This is a genomic window from Cupriavidus necator, assembly GCF_040578825.1.
GTDB classification, from domain to species: Bacteria; Pseudomonadota; Gammaproteobacteria; order Burkholderiales; family Burkholderiaceae; genus Cupriavidus; species Cupriavidus necator_E.
Genome location: NZ_JBEFLI010000003.1, coordinates 29,423 through 46,470 on the forward strand (window position 1 = coordinate 29,423; position 17,048 = coordinate 46,470).

A 17,048-nucleotide genomic window follows, 5' to 3' on the forward strand; every position below is an offset into this window, starting at 1 on the left:
CGGGGTCTCCGCCAGCGCCTGTTTCCCACATTGATTACCACCATGCAGAACGTGCCCTTCTCCCGCCGCCGTTTCCTTCGTACCAACCTGAGCGCCGCCGCGCTGGCGTGCTTCATGCCGCTGGCTGCGCATGCTCAGAGTGCCGCCTATCCCTCGCGCCCCATCACGCTGGTGGTGCCCTTTCCGCCAGGTGGTTCGGTGGATATCATGGCGCGTCAGTACTCGGAGCCGCTGTCGCGCATTCTCGGCGTGCCGGTGGTGGTCGACAACCGCCCCGGCGCCGGCGGCTCGGTGGCCACGCAAGCCGTGGCACGCAGCAAGCCCGATGGCTATACGCTGGTGGTGTCATCGCAAAGCAGCCACCTGGCCAATCCCCTGACGCAGCCGAAGCTGGGCTATGACCCGCTCAAGGACTTCGAGAATATCGCCATCCTGGGGCGCCAGCCGAACGCCCTGATCGTGCATAACAGCGTGCCGGTGCGCACCTTCGCCGAGTTCATCGCCTACGCGAAAAAGAATCCGGGCAAGCTCGATTACGGCAGCGGCGGCGTTGGCAGCATGGGCCAGCTCAATGTGGAGATGCTCAAGGCCAACACCGGCATCTATGCCACGCACATTCCCTACCGTGGCGGCACGCAACTCATCACGGCGGTGCTGAGCAACGAAGTCCAGTTCATCCTGGACAACCTGGTGATCATGCTGCCCCACGTCAAGGAAGGCAAAGTGCGCGCCCTGGCGGTAGCTTCCGAACAGCGCCTGCCGCAACTTCCCGACGTACCGACCCTGGCCGAGCTGGGCTATCCGCAACTCAACCTGAGTTCATGGACCGGCATTGCCGCGCCCGCTGGCACGCCCGAGCCGGTAGTGCAGAAGCTCTACCAGGCCGTGCGCCAGGCCGCCGCCGATCCCGCCATGCAGACAGCGCTGCGCGCCCGCGGCGTGATCCCGCCCGAAGAGATGTCGCCGGCCGGATTCGAGCGGATGATGGCCGAGCGACTGCAGCGGTATGGGGAGGTGGTTCGGCGCGCCAAGATTACGGCGGAATAAAGAACGGGCCCACACGATCCACCAACATCTCGGCGCATATCGATCCAGATTCCGCGTGCCAGGCACATCTTCGTCCCGGCACGCGGTCACGTATGCTGCGCCGGGTTGTCGGTATCCTGCGCCGGGTTGTCGAAGACCATATCGCACGGAGTCGGCAGCCGCGTCGCACGATACGCGTTTGGCGTTTCCCCGAATTCCTTCTTGAACTCGCGACCGAGGTGCGACGCATCGGAGAATCCGCAGGACGTCGCGATATCGGCGACCGTCCGGTCGGAACTCGTCAACAGCCACGATGCCATTCGCATGCGGATCTGCCTCGCATATACGCGGGGCGACTTGCCCGTTTCGGTGGCGAATAGGCGCTCTAGCTGCCGGACGGACACTTCGAGCCGGTACGCGAGCTCCGGTCTGGCTCAGCGGCTGGCCGATATGCTGCTCCATCAGCAGAATGGCGCGCCGCACCTTCGGATGTGTTGCGGGCTCCAGCCCCGGCGGATGCGGTTGCGGCGCGTTGCCTTTCTGGGCGTCGTCGACCAGCAGGATCCGAAGCGCCTTCCGGACGATCGTGGCCTCGACATGGCGCAGCAGGATGGCCGCGGCGACGTCGATCGACGCACGGCCTCCGGAGCAGGTGATCCGCCGCCTGTCGATCACGAAGAGCCGGTCAGCCACGAGATCGCGTTCGTCGGCGCGCGGGAAACGCTCGACGAAGTCCCAGTAGTGAAACCAGCTGACGCAGACCCGATATCCGCTCATCACACCCGCTCGCACAAGCGCAAACGCACCCGTGCAGATTCCGACGAGCGTGGCGGACGTATCGGCCATCGCGCGAATGAACGCTAGTGTCCCCTCGCTGGCCGACGGGCCCGAATGAAGCAGCCCGCCGACGATCACGACATAATCAAACGCTGTCGCATCCTCGAACGTCGTCCACGGCGTGATCTGAATGCCGCAGCTGGCCCGGACCGGCACGAGACTCTCTCCGACGATGGTCCATGAGCAACGAACCGGTCTGCTCAGGTCGCCTTCATCGCTCGCCAGCCTGAGAAGATCGACGAAGCCCGAGAATGCGGTCAACGTGAAGTTGGGCAATAGGACGATTCCGAAGCGGAGCTGCCTTGAGGCTCCAGCCTCGGCGTCTGAGGCTCCAGCCTCGGCGTCCGGCGAGCGGCGAACCATGGGACTGCCTGTGAATCAAGAACAACGAACATTCGACGTCCGGTGGCGCCGTCCGGGAGTTGACGTCATCGCCTGTTTTCGGCGACTTCGACTCCGCCTTCGGGCCATTCGCGCATCATCGCGTCGACTTCCTCGCCGAGCCACTCGCGAAACTGCCGATACTCGGCCCGCGGCTGCGCGTTCTTGTGTGTAATCAGATAGTGATGACGGTCACGAAACACGAGCGCATCCGGAACCGGTCGTACCAGGCTCCCCTGCTCGATCTGGCGATGCAGAAGGTGATGCCAGCCGAGGAGGGTCCCTTCGCCGGCTTCGGCCTGCGCAACGAGGAGCCGATAGTCGTTACTCTCCAGATGCTTGTTCTCGACAAACGTGTCCGTGCCGTCGCCTTGCTGAAACCAGTTGCGCCACACGCGCCAGTCCACGTGCTCGCACACCTGGGCGCGCCCCAGCAGCGACAGGTTCAACGTGGGATGCGACAGCAGGTCCAGCGGCTTCAGCGTCCTCGCGCGAAAGTGCCGTTCGTAGAACGACGGGCTGCAGACCGGGTAAACGACATCGTGGAATAACGGCTCGACTTCGAATTCCTGCTCGCGCGGCGGATTCTTCGTGATGATGACGTCCGGCTCCATCAGTTCGTCCAACTCCATGAAGTGCTCCGTGACCATCACGTGCAACCGGATATCGGGAAACCGCTTGCGAAACGCCGGCAGCCGGGACGACAGCCACAGCGCGGAGAACGTGTGCGACACGCAGACCGTCAATGCATGCCTTTCCGTACGACGCACCGCCTCGGCCGCTTCCGCGATGTTCATGATCGAAAGATACGATGCGTTGTACAGGATGCGTCCCGCATCGGTCAGCGCGATGTGCCTACCGGTGCGCTCGAACAGCGCCACGTCAAGCGAGTCCTCCAGTTCCTTGATCTGCCTGCTGATTGCCGCCTGCGTCACGCACAGCACCTCCGCCGCCTGAGTAAAGCTCTCGTATCTGGCCGCCGTCACGAAGCACCGGAGTGCCCGCAGCGACGGCATCTGCGCGAGGAGTCTGTCTGCAAATGGCTGCTTCTTCAACATGGCTGTCACTCTCAAAAGGGCTCGCACCGGCGCGTCGGAGGAAGTGCCGGTCATCCGGCTGACCGGGCCGCTGCTGGCAACGCAACTGTCGTGCCACGAATCATAGTGCAATGCATTGCCGGCGTGATCCATCCTCGGGGCATCCCTTTTTCAACTCGCCTAGCCCTCGCAGGGGCGCGGCTGGCGAATGGTGTCGCAGCGTTCAATCGAGCTTCAGCCAGGTTGTCTTCAGTTCGCAATATTGGTCGTGCGCGTAGACAGACTTGTCTCGCCCGCCGAAGCCCGATTGCCTGAAGCCGCCGAACGGCGTCGTCAGGTCCCCCTCGCCGAAGCAGTTCACGGTCACAGTGCCAGCGCGGATGCGAGCTGCGACCTTGTGGGCACTGTTGACGTTGTCCGTCCACAGCGATGCGGCAAGCCCGTAGCACGTGTCGTTCGCGATCCGGATCGCGTCTTCGACATCCTCGTATTCAATAAAGCAGACGACCGGGCCGAACACTTCCTCGCGCGCAATGCGCATCTCAGGCGTCACCTGATCGAAGATCGTCGGTTCGACAAACCATCCGCCGGACTCCTTCAGCGTTGCGCGGCCGCCGCATACCACGCGAGCACCCTCCTCCTTCGCCTGTTCAATATGCGCCAGCACTTTCTCGTAGTGCTTCTCCTCGATCAGCGCACCGAGCCTTACTTCCGGGTCGAGCGGATCGCCGGTCTTCCAGAGCGCAAGGACCGTCAGAACCTTCTCCAGCAGTTCCGCCTTCTTGTACGTCGGGACGATGATCCGGGAGCCGGCGCTGCAGTTCTCGCCCATGTTCCAGAACGCAGCCGCGACGGCCTGCTCGGCAACCGCATCGAGATTCGCGACGTCAGGAAGAATGACTTGCGGATTCTTGCCGCCGCACTCGAGCACCACGCGCTTCAGGTTCGTCTCCGCCGAGTAGTGCAGGAAACGCTTTCCGGTCGCGGTCGAACCGGTGAATGCGACGAGATCGACGTCGGGGTGGCGTCCCAGCGCCTGCCCGGCGCCTTCTCCGAAGCCCGGGACGACGCTTAAGACCCCCGGCGGCACCCCCGCCTCGAGTGCGAGGTCGGCGATGCGCAGCGTCGACAGCGACGTCTGCTCTGCCGGCTTGACGATCACGCTGTTACCCGCCGACAGCGCAGGGCCGGTCTTCCAGGCCAGCATCAGCGCCGGGAAATTCCACGGCAGCACCGCGCCGACGACACCGATCGGTACACGAGTAATCATGCTGACGACGTCCGATCCGGAGGGAGACAGCGCATCGTACCGCTTGTCTGTCACTTCGGCATGCCAGCGAATGCATGCGGCAGACTCGGGAATATCCAGCGCCAGGCATTCGCCGATCGGCTTGCCGGCCTCCAGCGCTTCGAGCAGCGCCAGTTCCTCCGAATGCTCATCGATCAGTTGCGCCAACCGAAGCAGCACCGACTTCCGGTGAGCCGGTGTGGCCTGTGACCACACGCCCGATTCAAATGCTCCCCGCGCCGCTGCCACCGCGCGATTCACGTCCTTGTCATCGCACCTCGCCACCTCGGCCAGCACGTTTCCCGACGCCGGATTGAGCGTGCGGAACGTTTCATTCGACGCAGCTGCACACCTCTGCCCGGCAATGAACGCTCTTCCGTCGAGCGACAACGCCTGCGCCTTCTGCTTCCATTCCTGATAAGTCGTCATGTCGTGTCCTCCCAGACTAAAGTTCGGCTCCAGCCGAGAATTCCTTTGCCCAAATCGCCGCCGACACTGCCACGTCGACGATCGGACGAACCGGCAGCCAACGCGGCTCCGGCTGATTCAGCAACTGGCGGACGAGTTCGCTCGACTGGCCCAACGCATATTCGGCGATCAGCTTGCCGGACGCGGATCCTCGGCTCAGGCCAAGGCCGTTGCAACCGACCGCCTCGAAGATGCCGTCGCCGCGGCGGCCGAACAGCGCACCATTATTCGCCGACAGGCAGAGCGGCCCGCCCCACGTGTATTCGAGTTCCACGCCCTTGAGCATCGGGAATCGGCGGTCGAACGAGCGCTGATGCAAGCTCTTTGCCTTTTCCAGATCGGCCTGCGACACTTGCAGCCCGGGGCGAAACGCAAAATGATTGCGCACGCAAATGCGATCCGTTATCAGCCGACGCACGGTCGTGCCCATCGGATCGGCGGGAATCAATGCCCATGAACGTGCGCCACCGAGGCTGGCGACCTCGTCCGCGTTCATCACGCGCGTCATCGAGGCAAACGTATAAACGGGCAACAAACCGTTCGGATGCATGCCGAACGTTGCTGCGTAGGCATTCGTGCAGAGAATCACCTGATTCGCGACGATTCTGCCGCCAGCGAAGTGCAGCACTTTCGCGTTGCCGCGATGTTCGATCTCCGTCACCGCGCTCAACTCGAAAACCTTCACGTTTTCGGGCTGCGTCGCTGCCAGGCCGCGCATCAGCGCAGCCGGCTGCACCGTGCTGCAGCCGGGCGTGAACAGCGCGCCGCGATAGAAATCCGTTCCCGTCACCGCGCCAATCCCCGCCTGATCGAGCCACTCGAACGATTCACCGATGCGGGCCAATCCGTCCGCAAAATGGGCGAGCGCGGCTTCGCCCTTCGCGTTGACCGACGCATGGAATTTGCCATCGTCCCGCCAGTCGCAGTCGATGTTGTGCCGACGCACGATCGAGCGCACATAATCGATCCCGTGCCGCTGGAACCGAACGTCGGCCTGGTCTTCTTCGATGCTGCGCGAGTAGCTCTCGCTACTGATGTCGTGCGGCAAGTCGACAAAAAATCCGGAATTTCGTCCGGCCGTTGTGCGTCCGATGCGATCCGCCTCGACCAGTGCGATCGACGCACCGGGCGCAAGCTCGGCAAGCCGGCGAGCGGCACAAAGTCCGGTGATGCCGCCGCCGACCACCACCCAGTCGTATCGATGCTCCGACGATATCTTGCTGGCGGGCGACGGGGGCGGAAGGCTTTCCCACCACCCGTTGACACCATCAGGCGCAGGAAACCGCGCGAATTCCAGATTCGAGGCCATTTTCCTTTACTGATCGTTGCGCATCAGGGGTTTGACGATCTGCGCGAACGCATTGCGTTCTTCTTCCGACAGCGAACCGAGCGGCGCGCGCGCGGCGCCTACGGGCAGACCGGCCAGCTCGCAGCCGTAGCGGACGTACTGGATGAACTTGCCGCTACGCTCAAGCAGTTCGAGCACCGGCAGAAGCTTCGCCATCAGCTCGCGCCCGCTTGCGAAATCCCTTCGCTTCACGCAGGCGTCGAACAGCGCGGTATGCGCTTCGGGCAGGAAGTTCGACGCGCCCCCTACCCAGCTCCTGGTGCCCCAGACAAAGAACTCTAGCGCCTGGTCGTCCATCCCGCAGCTCAGCACCAGCCTGTCGCCGAAACGCGTGGCAAGGTGATGCAGGTGCGAGATATCGCCGGTGCTTTCCTTCATTGCGATGAAGTTCGGCCGCTCCAGCAGCGTCTCGAGGATGCCGTCGCTGATTTCCGTACCCGTGCGCGCCGGAAAGTTGTACAGCATGATCGGCATGTCGAGCGTATCGTCGACCTTCAGCAGGTGCGCAAGAAGCTCGCCCTGCGTCGGCTGGGCATAGTACGGCGCAGCGACGAGCAACGCCGACAGGCCCGCGCGCTTCGCTTCCTGGCCCAGGCGAATCACTTCCTTCGTCGTGGTCGCGTTGATTCCCGCAGTCAGCACCGTCTTGCCGCCAGCCGCTTCGGCGACGGTGTTGAACGTCCGCACGCGCTCGTCGAAACTCAGCGCGTAGTATTCGCCAGTCGTTCCACCGATGCCGAGACCGGCGACCCGACCGGCCAGATCGGCCGCATGCTTGCCCAGCAAATCATGGTTGATTTCACCGTCCGCGTTGAACGGGGTGACCAACGGTGTATGTACGCCCTCGAAATTCATTTCAACTCCTATTTCTTGGTCAGTTCGCCAGAACCGCTGCGCGCCTCTCGATATCTGTTCGGCTGCAGTGGACTGGCAGTTTGAAGAAACACGTGGTGCCGGCTGGCGTGCCAGGCCGGATGCCGGAAGTGACGGTCGGGTCTTCGTCTGGAAGAAGCGCGAAACCGGCTTACTGCTGCAACCAGGCCTTCAGCTTGTCCGGATTGGCCTCGACGAATTTCTTTGCGGCCGTCGCGTAGTCATTGGTGGTGTTTCCTTCGAGTTCGATCGCCTCGACCTCGGCCAGCGTCAGCCTGAAACGCTTGAAGAACCCCTCCGCACGGGGAAACTTGCTGGTGAACTTCTTCGACGCAAACGCGTGAATCTGCTCCTCGCCGCCCAACGTACCCTTCGGGTCCTTCAGGTAGCGCATTTGCCATTTCTGGAAGAGCCAATGCGGGCTCCAGGCTGTCGCAACGACCCATTGCTTCGACTGGTATGCGCGCGACACGCCGGCCAGCATGCCGGCTTCGCTCGAGGCCTGCAGCTTGTATCCGTCAAGGTTGTAGGCCTTGAGGGTCTTCTCTGACGCCTGCATCAGGCCGCCGCCCGGCTCGATGCCCTGGATGGTCCCGCTCAGCTTGCTCTTCACCTCCGGCTTGCTCAGATCGTCGATCGACGACAACTGGGACTCCGGGATGTAGGCCGGCACGGCCCAGCCGTTCTTGCCCCCGGTGTAAATGATGCCGAGGTCATCCATCTCGTTCTTGTACTTCGCGTAGTACGTCGCGTGCGTTACCGGCAGCCAGCCACCCACCATGATGTCCAGGTCGCCACGCGCCACGCTTTGGAACTGGATGCCGATATCGGCTTGCACGAACTGAACGGGCTGCTTGAGCTGAGTCTCCAGCACGTACTTCGCGACATTGGCCACCGCCTGGACGTCCGCCCAGTTGGTCACCGCCATCCTGATCGGCTCGGCGGCCGACGTTGAGCCCACGCCGGCGCCGAAGGCAACGACCGTCGACACCACAAATTTCGCGACAAGCGACTTCAACCCATTGCTTTTCATCTGGTACCCCCTTGTAATCAACCAAGTCCTTAAGACGACGGACACATTCATGTAGCGTGTCTTCAGCTTTGCGCCACGCCACGCGCGCCCGCTTTGCCCGCCCGCGAAGCCGGCCTGGCCTTCTTCGCTTTCACGCCGAAGCTTTCCGTCAGGCGATCGAGCACGATGGCAAGCAACACAACCCCGAGGCCGCCTTCGAAACCGATGCCGATGTCCAGACGTTGAATGCCGCTCAGCACGTACTCACCTAGGCCGCCCGCACCGATCATCGAAGCGACCACCACCATCGAAAGCGCCATCATGATGGTCTGGTTCACGCCGGCCATGATGGACGGCAATGCGTTGGGCAGCTGGATCTTCCAGAGAAGCTGCCAGTCGGTGCTGCCGAACGAGCGCCCGGCTTCGATCAGCTCCTCGCGCACCTGGCGGATACCGAGCGTCGTCAGGCGTACGACTGGAGGCATCGCGAACACGATGGTTGCGATCACTGCCGGTACACGCCCCAGACCGAACAGAATGACAGCCGGAATCAGATAGACGAAGGCGGGCATCGTCTGCATGAAATCGAGCAGCGAGCGCAAGATGACGCCCACCCGGTTGCTGCGTGCCCCCCAGATCCCCAGCGGCACGCCTATCACCAGGCTGAAGAACGTCGCCGCGATGACGAGCGCCAGCGTGGATACGGTCTGGGCCCACAGGCCCATGTAGTGAATGACGAAGAACGCGATGCCGACAAAGACCGCAAACACGACACCGCGACGCCACAACGCGAGCCCGACCAGGATCACGGTCATTGCAATGAAAGGAATCGCAGCGAGCCCGTCTTCAAGCAGCTTCACCACTGCGCCCAGCGCTGCCGAAAAGCCATCGAATCCGCCGCGAAAATCCTGAAAGAGGAAATTGACAACGCTCTCTGCAAACTTCCCGATAACCGACGCGTTCATGCTGCCCTCCGTTCCATCACCTGTTTGAGTATCGTCCGGCAAGACACCACGCCTGCGAACTTCCCGCCGGCATCGATCACCGGAACATCGTGTTCCTGATTCAGCGCGATAGCGGCGAGCTGATGCAGATCCGTGTCCATCGCAACACTGTTGATATCCCGCAGGAATGCTTCCCGGATCGGACGATTGCCGCACTTGTGCAACGTAGCCGCCGTCACGCAGCCCAGGAACCGGCCCGACTCGTCGCATGCGTAGCCGCATTCGGCGCCGCTGTCGATCAATTGGTTGAGGTAGCGTTCGGACGGCGCGCCTGCATCGCACAGAATCAGCCCACGGCCGACCCTGGTCATCAGGCTGGATGCCCTGAGGAAGCGCGACACGCCGACGTTGCGGAAGAAGTCCCGCACGTACTCGTCCGCCGGCGACTGAATAAGCTCGGCGGGCGTGCCGACCTGTATCAGGCAGCCGTCCTTCATGATGCCGATGCGGCCGCCGATCTTGACCGCCTCTTCAATGTCGTGAGAAATGAAGACGATCGTCCGCTGCTCTTCCCTTTGCAGACGCAGCAACTCGTTCTGCATTTCGAACCGGATCAGCGGGTCGAGCGCCGAGAACGCTTCATCCATCAGAAGCACGGACGGGTTCACGGCGAGCGCGCGGGCAAGCCCCACTCGCTGCTGCATGCCGCCGGAAAGCTCGCTCGGAAGCAGCTTCTCGTACGATCCCAGACCGACACGTTGCAACGCGGCGCGCGCCACTTCATACCGTGCCGCCTTCTTGACGCCCGCGACCTCGAGCCCGTAGGCGATGTTGTCGAGCACCGTTCGGTTCGGCAACAGCGCGAAGGACTGGAAGACCATGGCCATACGCTGGCGGCGCACGGCCCGCAGTTCCGGCGTCGACATCGGAGCGATGTCGCGACCTTCGAGAATGACCTGACCAGACGTCGGCTCGATCAACCGGTTGAGCAGTCGGACGAGCGTCGATTTACCAGACCCCGACAGCCCCATGATGACGAAGATCTCGCCGGCCTTGACGCTCAGGGTCACGTCGTTGACCGCGACCATGTTGCCGGTCTCGGCGAAGATATCGTTCCGTCCGAGACCTTGCCTCATCAGCTCGAGCGCGCGTTCGGGCTTGGGACCGAAGACCTTCGACAGGTCCTTGACCGTCAGAATGTCAGCGCCGGATACGGCCACCGGCCGCGCTATCGACGGCACGCCGTCAGTGTTGATTACGCCTGGCAATACTACGTCGCCGGGCGCGAACGTCAGATTTCGAGCCATTCTGTCATCCCAACTGGCTGGTTCAAAAAGGATTGAGGCTGCCGACCTTCCGCTAATGAGCAGAAACCCGTGTCTGGCGATTCAGCGAGCGCTTAAATCAAGGCCGCCGAAAATCGCACGCATCACCACCACTCGCTAATGCATCGATTATTCGAGTTCGCTCTCGCGTTGCCGGGGCGTTATGCAGTGACCGCACTGTAGCAATCCAAATGACGGCTCCCAGCTACATTTTCTTTGCCCTTTCCCATACCTTTGGTAATGCATCGAACCGCGTGGCACCGCTGATCCGGCGTCCGGCGGCAACCCGAATGCCGCGCAAACCCAACGCCGGCGCGGCCCCACGGGCGATCGAGGGCGGCATGCGGGCATGCGTCCCGGACCGCTTCGCCGGTGGGGCTGAAATGGGCCATTAAGGGAAAATCCGGATGCCGGGCATTACGGGAAAGTACCGAGAAAGCGCGCGGTTTGTGCGGCGCCACAAAGGCACTTTCACGCTTTTGATCCAAAAACACCTTTTTAGGGCGCTCGCATCGTGTTTTGGTGCGCCGCATCTTTTTTTGGTGCGCTCGGTTCGTCCTATCGATTTGTCGTAATTGTTCTAGCAGAAACACCGCAGGTCTTTTCAAATGGCGCCCGTGGGACAACAACGTGTCTCCCGGCCCCCGCGCCGCCAGCCATCTTCAGGCTTCTGTCCGTTGCGCCATATCGCTGGCGCCCAGATGCAATAACCGTCCGACAGGACATCTCTTCACCCGCTATTGGAAACAGCATGTTCAATCGAGCCACCAGTACCGTCGAAAACCTCGATCCCGAGATCTGGCAAGCGATTCAGCAAGAGAATGGCCGCCAGGAAGCTCACATCGAGCTGATTGCCTCGGAGAACTACACGAGCCCCGCCGTGATGGCCGCGCAAGGCTCGCAACTCACGAACAAGTACGCGGAAGGCTATCCGGGCAAGCGCTACTACGGCGGTTGCGAGCACGTCGACATCGTCGAGCAGCTCGCGATCGACCGCGTAAAGCAGCTGTTCGGTGCCGAAGCGGCGAACGTCCAGCCGAATTCGGGCTCGCAGGCGAACCAGGGCGTGTTCTTCGCGATGCTGAAGCCGGGCGACACCATCATGGGGATGAGCCTCGCCGAAGGCGGCCACCTGACGCACGGCTCGCCGGTCAATATGTCCGGCAAGTGGTTCAACGTTGTCAGCTACGGCTTGAACGAAGCGGAAGACATCGACTATGAAGCTGCGCAGAAGCTGGCGCAGGAACACAAGCCGAAGCTGATTGTCGCGGGCGCGTCGGCGTTTGCGCTGAAGATCGACTTTGAGCGCCTTGCGCAGATCGCGAAATCGGTCGGTGCATACCTGATGGTCGACATGGCGCACTACGCGGGCCTGATCGCCGCGGGCGTCTACCCCAACCCGGTGCCGCACGCCGACTTCGTCACGACGACGACGCACAAGAGCCTGCGCGGCCCGCGCGGCGGCGTGATCCTGATGAAGGCCGAGTACGAAAAGCAGATCAACTCGGCGATCTTCCCCGGCATCCAGGGCGGTCCGCTGATGCACGTGATCGCCGCGAAGGCGGTCGCGTTCAAGGAAGCGCTGTCGCCGGATTTCAAGGCCTATCAGCAGAAGGTGCTAGACAACGCGCGCGTGCTCGCCGAGACGCTCGTGAAGCGCGGCCTGCGCATCGTGTCGGGCCGTACCGAAAGCCACGTGATGCTGGTCGACCTGCGCGCCAAGAAGATCACCGGCAAGGCTGCCGAAGCGGCGCTCGGTGCGGCGCATATCACGGTCAACAAGAACGCGATCCCGAACGACCCCGAAAAGCCGTTCGTAACGAGCGGCATCCGTCTCGGCTCGCCGGCGATGACGACGCGCGGTTTCGGCACGGCCCAAGCCGAGCACGTCGGCAACCTGATCGCCGACGTGCTTGAGAATCCGGAAGACGCGGCGACGATCGAGCGCGTGCGCGCGCAGGTAGCCGAGCTGACCGGGCGTTTCCCGGTCTATCGCTGATCGGCTGACCGTCACGATCGGGCATGCCTGCGGACGCAGGCACGTCCGTTCAATTGCTCAAGACAGACCACTGAGCCGGGCGGGCCGCAAGACTCGGCGGAATGCGTCAAAGCAGTAGAAGTAGAAGGCGTTTCTTAAACACACAAAGACATGAAAATGGCCTGGGAGGTCGATATGAAGAAGCAATTGTTTGCTGTGTCGCTGTTGTCTGCCATTGCTGCACCCGCGTTCGCGCAAAGCTCGGTCACCTTGTACGGGGTGCTCGACGAGGGCCTGAACTACACCAACAACGTGGGAGGTGACCGCGTATTCGAGCTGGCGAGCGGCTTCCCGCATGGCAGCCGCTGGGGTATCAAGGGCACCGAAGACCTTGGTGGCGGCGTCAAGGCGCTGTTCCAGCTCGAGAGCGGGTTCAACGTGGACAACGGCCGCTCCGCGCAGGGCGGCCTTTTGTTCGGCCGCCAGGCATACGTCGGTGTGTCGAGCGACAGGCTCGGCGCCATCACTGCCGGGCGCCAGTACGACTCGATGGTGGATTACCTGTCCCAGACATCGGTTGCCGGCAGCTGGGGCGGTTACGCGTTCGGCCACCCGTACGACAACGACAACATGGTGTATTCATTCCGGGTCAATAACACGGTGAAGTACACCAGCCCGTCGCTGGGTGGGCTGAAGTTCGGCGGTACCTACAGCTTCAGCGATGACGTGAATTTTGCCAAGAACCGCCAGTTCAGCGTCGGCACGCAATACACCAACGGCGGCTTGCTGCTGGCGGCGGCTTACCTGCAGGCCGACAGTCCTTCCTCGACGTCGTATGGCGCCATCAACAACGGCGGCGACCAGAACTTCCTCGCCAGCAAGCTGAAGATGTTTGGCGCGGGGGCCACCTATACGTTTGGTCCCGCTGCTGTGGGCCTGGTGTATTCGAATACCAATGTCAGGGATCCGCAAAGTTCCGGCTATGTCGGAGCGATTACCCCGCCGGCGGGCACGTTGTCGTCGCTGCGGTTCCAGAACTTCGAGATCAACGGCAAGTATCAGTTCAGCCCCTCGTACTGGGTCGGTGCCATGTACACCTACACGCGCGCGAGTTTCAATGCCACCTCCGGCAAGCAGCATCCGGTCTACCATTCCGTTGGCCTGATGGGCGATTATCTGCTGTCCAAGCGCACCGATATCTACCTGCAGGCCGTATACCAGCGCGTCGGCGGGGATACGACCGGTACCGTTCTGGATACCGCCTATGTCCCCGGTGCAGCCAATGTCTCCTCGAACCGGAATCAGGTGCTCGTTCGCGCGGCGATCCGGCATTTCTTCTGATCGGGCGTGCGGCCTTGACCTGCTGGCTGAATGACCGTGTCAAGGTCGTCGAGAACGCGGTGAGCCCCTATCATCGGATGCCGAATTGAACGTAGGTGGGCTGCTGGTGGTCGCCGTCGCCTTCTAAGTTGTAAAGGTCAGCGAGCTGCTCGGCGCTCAGGCCGGCGCCCGCCACTGCTACCGTCATCGTCCTGACACCGCGGCGGCGCTCTGCCGCCGGGATTCCCCATGGATCTCGCCGACGCCATCTTCGCTGGCATGCGCAGGCACAACCGCCGCCTCGCCATGGGTGGAATCAACGCCCGCCAGGTGTGGCGCGCCACCTGCGCATTCCATTCTTGCGTTAGATTGCACTGACGCCGATTTCTCGATATATTTCGTCCACAATGACCCCATCGGGGAGACCCCCCTATGAGCGTATACGTCGCACGCAGCCGAGCCAGCGCGATTGAACATATCAATTCGCGGGCAGACAGTACTGTCGACCTGGACTATGAAACCGCGTGGGAAGATGCGCTCGAGCTTGGACGGCTCGGGCAACGGTGCGGCATCGTCGTGCAGTTCCGAACCGTCGAGCATGTCTCTGTCGTGTCAGCGGATGCGCTGGCCCGCGGGCTGCGGGAAAAAAAACAGACCTTCCGACAGCGCTACCTCTACTGTCAGTTCGACATCACGGCATTGTCCGAGGACTGCCTGTGCGAACTAGAGGCGCTCGCCATCGGGCATGGCGATTACATCCTGCCTGGTCACAGGCTGGAAGAAGCCACGCTGATCTGGGAATAGCCACGCACTGTCCCCTCCGGCGATACAGCGGTCGACCTTTCGCCACTCAGCACACCGGGCCTGCATCAGCACCCAAATGCAAGGCCATGCATCCGGCATGCCAGCCGCTCGCCCTGGGGAGGTAGCAATCCTACGTAAGAAGAATCCCTACGGGCAGACACATGCTCGCATCAGTAGGATAAGGGGACGAACTTGGCATGAAGGAAGACGTCATGCGCCCCCGCTATGCGACTGAGAAGGATTGGCCCGAGGTTGAGGCACTGCTGCGTGCCTCCTCGCTTTGCGTCGATGGTGTACGCGAACAGATTACCCAGTTCATCATGGCCCGCGACAATGCCGGCCTACTCGGATGCGCCGGGGTAGAACGCTATGGCAAGACCGGCCTGCTGCGTGGACTGGCTGTCGCCACGCGCGCACGCTCGGGCGGCCTGGGCGAACTGCTACTTTCCGCCATCGTGGCTGATGTCCGGCAGCAAGGTGTCGAGTCCATTGTGCTGCAGACCACGACCGCGTCCCGCTATTTCGCGCGCCTGGGCTTCGCTCAGATCAGCTATTCAGACCTGCCGCCTGCCGTGCTGCACTCGCCGGAACTCAATCGCGCCCACGCCGATGTCGGTACGCTGATGCAGATCGCCTTGTAATGCGCGAATGGGCGACGCTGCGCCCCTGCAGTTACCAGCGCGAACGTCCCAGGACCTTCAGGTAGCGATACCTTTGAATGGTGACCTGGATTTCGATCGGAGCGCCGGCGAGGCTGCCGAGCGCCGACCAGATCGCCACCTTCTCGTCAGGCCCGATGGCAACACCTTCATGGCGCAGCCGTCCCTCGATCCACTCGGCGGCCCAGGTGCGATAGCCCTCCTGGTCGATTCGTGCGAGCGGTTGGAACGCGATGCCGCCATCGGCGCCGAGGTCGTAGTGCTCCCCGCTGAGGCCGAGAATGGTGGCGCGCATCGAGCGCCCCATGTCGAAGGCGAAGATCCGCGAGCCGGGATAGCGGCGGAACTGCATCGCTAGCGTGGCGAGCAACACCGACTTGCCCATGCCGGTCGGCCCGGCCACCAGCGTGTGCCCCACGTCGCTGATATGCGTCACCAGTCGGAACGGCGTCGCGCCGTCCGTCCGCGTGACGATCAGCGGCGGCCCATCGAGGTGGTCGTTCTTCTCCGGCCCGGCCCATACCGCCCACACCGGCATCATGTGCGCCAGAGTCAGCGTCGAGACGATGGGCTGGCGCACGTTGGCGTAGGCGTTGCCAGGGAGCGAGGACAGCCACGCATCCACGGCGTTGAGCGTTTCGGGGATCGTCACTAACCCGCGCCCCTGGATGACGCGCTCCACCATGCGCAGCTTCTCGTCGGCCACGGCGGCGTCCTCGTCCATGACGGTGACGGTCGCCGTCAGGTAGCCGAAGGCGGCTTGATCGCTGCCCAGCTCCTGCAAGGCCGCGTCCGCGTCAGCGGCCTTGTTTCTGGCGTCGGTATCGACCAGCGGGCTTTCCTGCTGGAAGATGGTTTCGCGCAGCAGCGCAAGGACGTTCTTGCGCTTGGCGAACCACTGGCGGCGCAGGCGGCCGAGTTGCTTCTCGGCCTCGGGCTTGTCCATGCAGATAAAGCGCGTGCTCCAGCGGTACGCGAAGCCGAGCCGGTTGAGGTCGTCCAAAATCCCCGGCCAAGTCGAGGTCGGAAAGCCGCGCACGGTCACGATGCGCATGTGTTGGTCGCCCAGCATCGGCGCCAGCCCGCCGATCAGCGGGGCGTCCGCCAACATCGCGTCGAGATGGAACGGCACTTCGGGCACGCCAACGCGATAGCGTCGCGTCGAGATGGCGCCGTGCAGGTAGGTCAGCGTCTCGCCGTCATCGAGCCATGCGATCTCCGGCATCACGCCGTTGAGCAGGTCGTAGAGGCGATCCGTTTCCGCGATGAACGCGGTCAGACGTTCTCGCCAGTCCACGCCCTCGGTCGGCCGGTTCTCTCGTATAGCAGGCCGGCGGCGCGGGCGCGCGATTCCTCCGGCGGCAGGTATTGCAGCGTCAGGTGATAGACGCTCTCGAAGTGGCTGCCGGATTCCTCGAAGGTCGCGCGGCGTTCTTCATCGACCAGCCATGACAGCGGTTCGGGAAAGTCGGAGTGCGGATAGTCCGCCGCCGGCCGGCGCTCGGCTTCGATGTAAAAGGCCCAGCCGGAACCGCAGCGGCGCAGCGCGTTGTTCTGCCGCGCCGCCGTGGCGATCAATTCGCCTTGCGTCGCACTGTCCAGGTCGGGGCCACGGAACCGCGCCGTGCGCTGGAAACTGCCATCCTTGTTGAGCACGACACCGGGCGCGACCAGCCCGGCCCACGGCAGCCAGTCTGCAAGCAAGGCCGGACGCTGGCGGTATTCGTCAAGGTTGAGCATCGCGGCGT

Annotated in this window: 13 protein-coding genes and 2 pseudogenes; 6 read left to right on the forward strand and 9 right to left on the reverse strand. The window is 62.8% G+C overall.

The annotated features are described in order from the left end of the window. Positions 1 to 42 precede the first annotated feature (42 nt). Positions 43 to 1,047, forward strand: coding sequence for a Bug family tripartite tricarboxylate transporter substrate binding protein (locus AB1I47_RS02680; protein WP_407935788.1), 1,005 nt, complete (start codon positions 43 to 45; stop codon positions 1,045 to 1,047). Between the two features lie 86 nt (positions 1,048 to 1,133). Here the strand turns inward: AB1I47_RS02680 and AB1I47_RS02685 are convergent. The 8 genes and pseudogenes from AB1I47_RS02685 to AB1I47_RS02720 form a co-directional block, all read right to left on the reverse strand. Then, positions 1,134 to 2,226: pseudogene (locus tag AB1I47_RS02685) on the reverse strand (GlxA family transcriptional regulator). Positions 2,227 to 2,291: 65 nt separating this feature from the next. Next, positions 2,292 to 3,302, reverse strand: a complete 1,011-nt coding sequence (locus AB1I47_RS02690; protein WP_354682235.1) for a LysR substrate-binding domain-containing protein — start codon at positions 3,300 to 3,302, stop codon at positions 2,292 to 2,294. A 202-nt stretch (positions 3,303 to 3,504) separates the two neighbouring features. Beyond that, positions 3,505 to 4,998 (reverse strand): aldehyde dehydrogenase, encoded by a 1,494-nt coding sequence (locus AB1I47_RS02695; protein WP_354682236.1) that lies wholly within the window; start codon positions 4,996 to 4,998, stop codon positions 3,505 to 3,507. A 16-nt stretch (positions 4,999 to 5,014) separates the two neighbouring features. Next, on the reverse strand, positions 5,015 to 6,346 hold the full coding sequence (locus tag AB1I47_RS02700) for an NAD(P)/FAD-dependent oxidoreductase (protein WP_354682237.1): 1,332 nt from the start codon (positions 6,344 to 6,346) through the stop codon (positions 5,015 to 5,017). Between the two features lie 6 nt (positions 6,347 to 6,352). Then, on the reverse strand, positions 6,353 to 7,240 hold the full coding sequence (locus AB1I47_RS02705; RefSeq protein ID WP_354682238.1) for a dihydrodipicolinate synthase family protein: 888 nt from the start codon (positions 7,238 to 7,240) through the stop codon (positions 6,353 to 6,355). Between the two features lie 169 nt (positions 7,241 to 7,409). Then, entirely contained in the window at positions 7,410 to 8,291 is an 882-nt protein-coding gene (locus AB1I47_RS02710; protein ID WP_354682239.1) for a glycine betaine ABC transporter substrate-binding protein, read from the reverse strand. A 62-nt stretch (positions 8,292 to 8,353) separates the two neighbouring features. Continuing rightward, on the reverse strand, positions 8,354 to 9,235 hold the full coding sequence (locus AB1I47_RS02715) for an ABC transporter permease (protein WP_354682240.1): 882 nt from the start codon (positions 9,233 to 9,235) through the stop codon (positions 8,354 to 8,356). Next, on the reverse strand, positions 9,232 to 10,521 hold the full coding sequence (locus AB1I47_RS02720) for a quaternary amine ABC transporter ATP-binding protein (protein WP_354682241.1): 1,290 nt from the start codon (positions 10,519 to 10,521) through the stop codon (positions 9,232 to 9,234). Before AB1I47_RS02720 ends, AB1I47_RS02715 begins: the two co-directional genes overlap by 4 nt. A gap of 209 nt (positions 10,522 to 10,730) precedes the next feature. Between AB1I47_RS02720 and AB1I47_RS02725 the strand changes: the two genes are divergently transcribed. From AB1I47_RS02725 to AB1I47_RS02745, 5 genes are all read left to right on the forward strand, one after another. Then, a complete protein-coding gene (locus AB1I47_RS02725; protein WP_354682242.1) occupies positions 10,731 to 10,934 on the forward strand; it encodes a hypothetical protein in 204 nt (67 codons plus the stop codon). Positions 10,935 to 11,290: 356 nt separating this feature from the next. Beyond that, positions 11,291 to 12,538, forward strand: a complete 1,248-nt coding sequence (glyA, locus tag AB1I47_RS02730; RefSeq protein ID WP_354682243.1) for a serine hydroxymethyltransferase — start codon at positions 11,291 to 11,293, stop codon at positions 12,536 to 12,538. A 174-nt stretch (positions 12,539 to 12,712) separates the two neighbouring features. Next, positions 12,713 to 13,858, forward strand: a complete 1,146-nt coding sequence (locus AB1I47_RS02735; RefSeq protein ID WP_354682244.1) for a porin — start codon at positions 12,713 to 12,715, stop codon at positions 13,856 to 13,858. 411 nt (positions 13,859 to 14,269) lie between these two features. Further along, complete coding sequence (locus AB1I47_RS02740; RefSeq protein ID WP_354682245.1) at positions 14,270 to 14,641, forward strand: PHA-granule associated protein 4; 372 nt, start codon at positions 14,270 to 14,272, stop codon at positions 14,639 to 14,641. Between the two features lie 197 nt (positions 14,642 to 14,838). Continuing rightward, entirely contained in the window at positions 14,839 to 15,282 is a 444-nt protein-coding gene (locus AB1I47_RS02745; RefSeq protein ID WP_354682246.1) for a GNAT family N-acetyltransferase, read from the forward strand. 91 nt (positions 15,283 to 15,373) lie between these two features. Here the strand turns inward: AB1I47_RS02745 and AB1I47_RS02750 are convergent. After that, positions 15,374 to 17,040, reverse strand: a pseudogene (locus tag AB1I47_RS02750) (VirB4 family type IV secretion/conjugal transfer ATPase); the annotation flags it as partial. Positions 17,041 to 17,048: the final 8 nt, after the last annotated feature.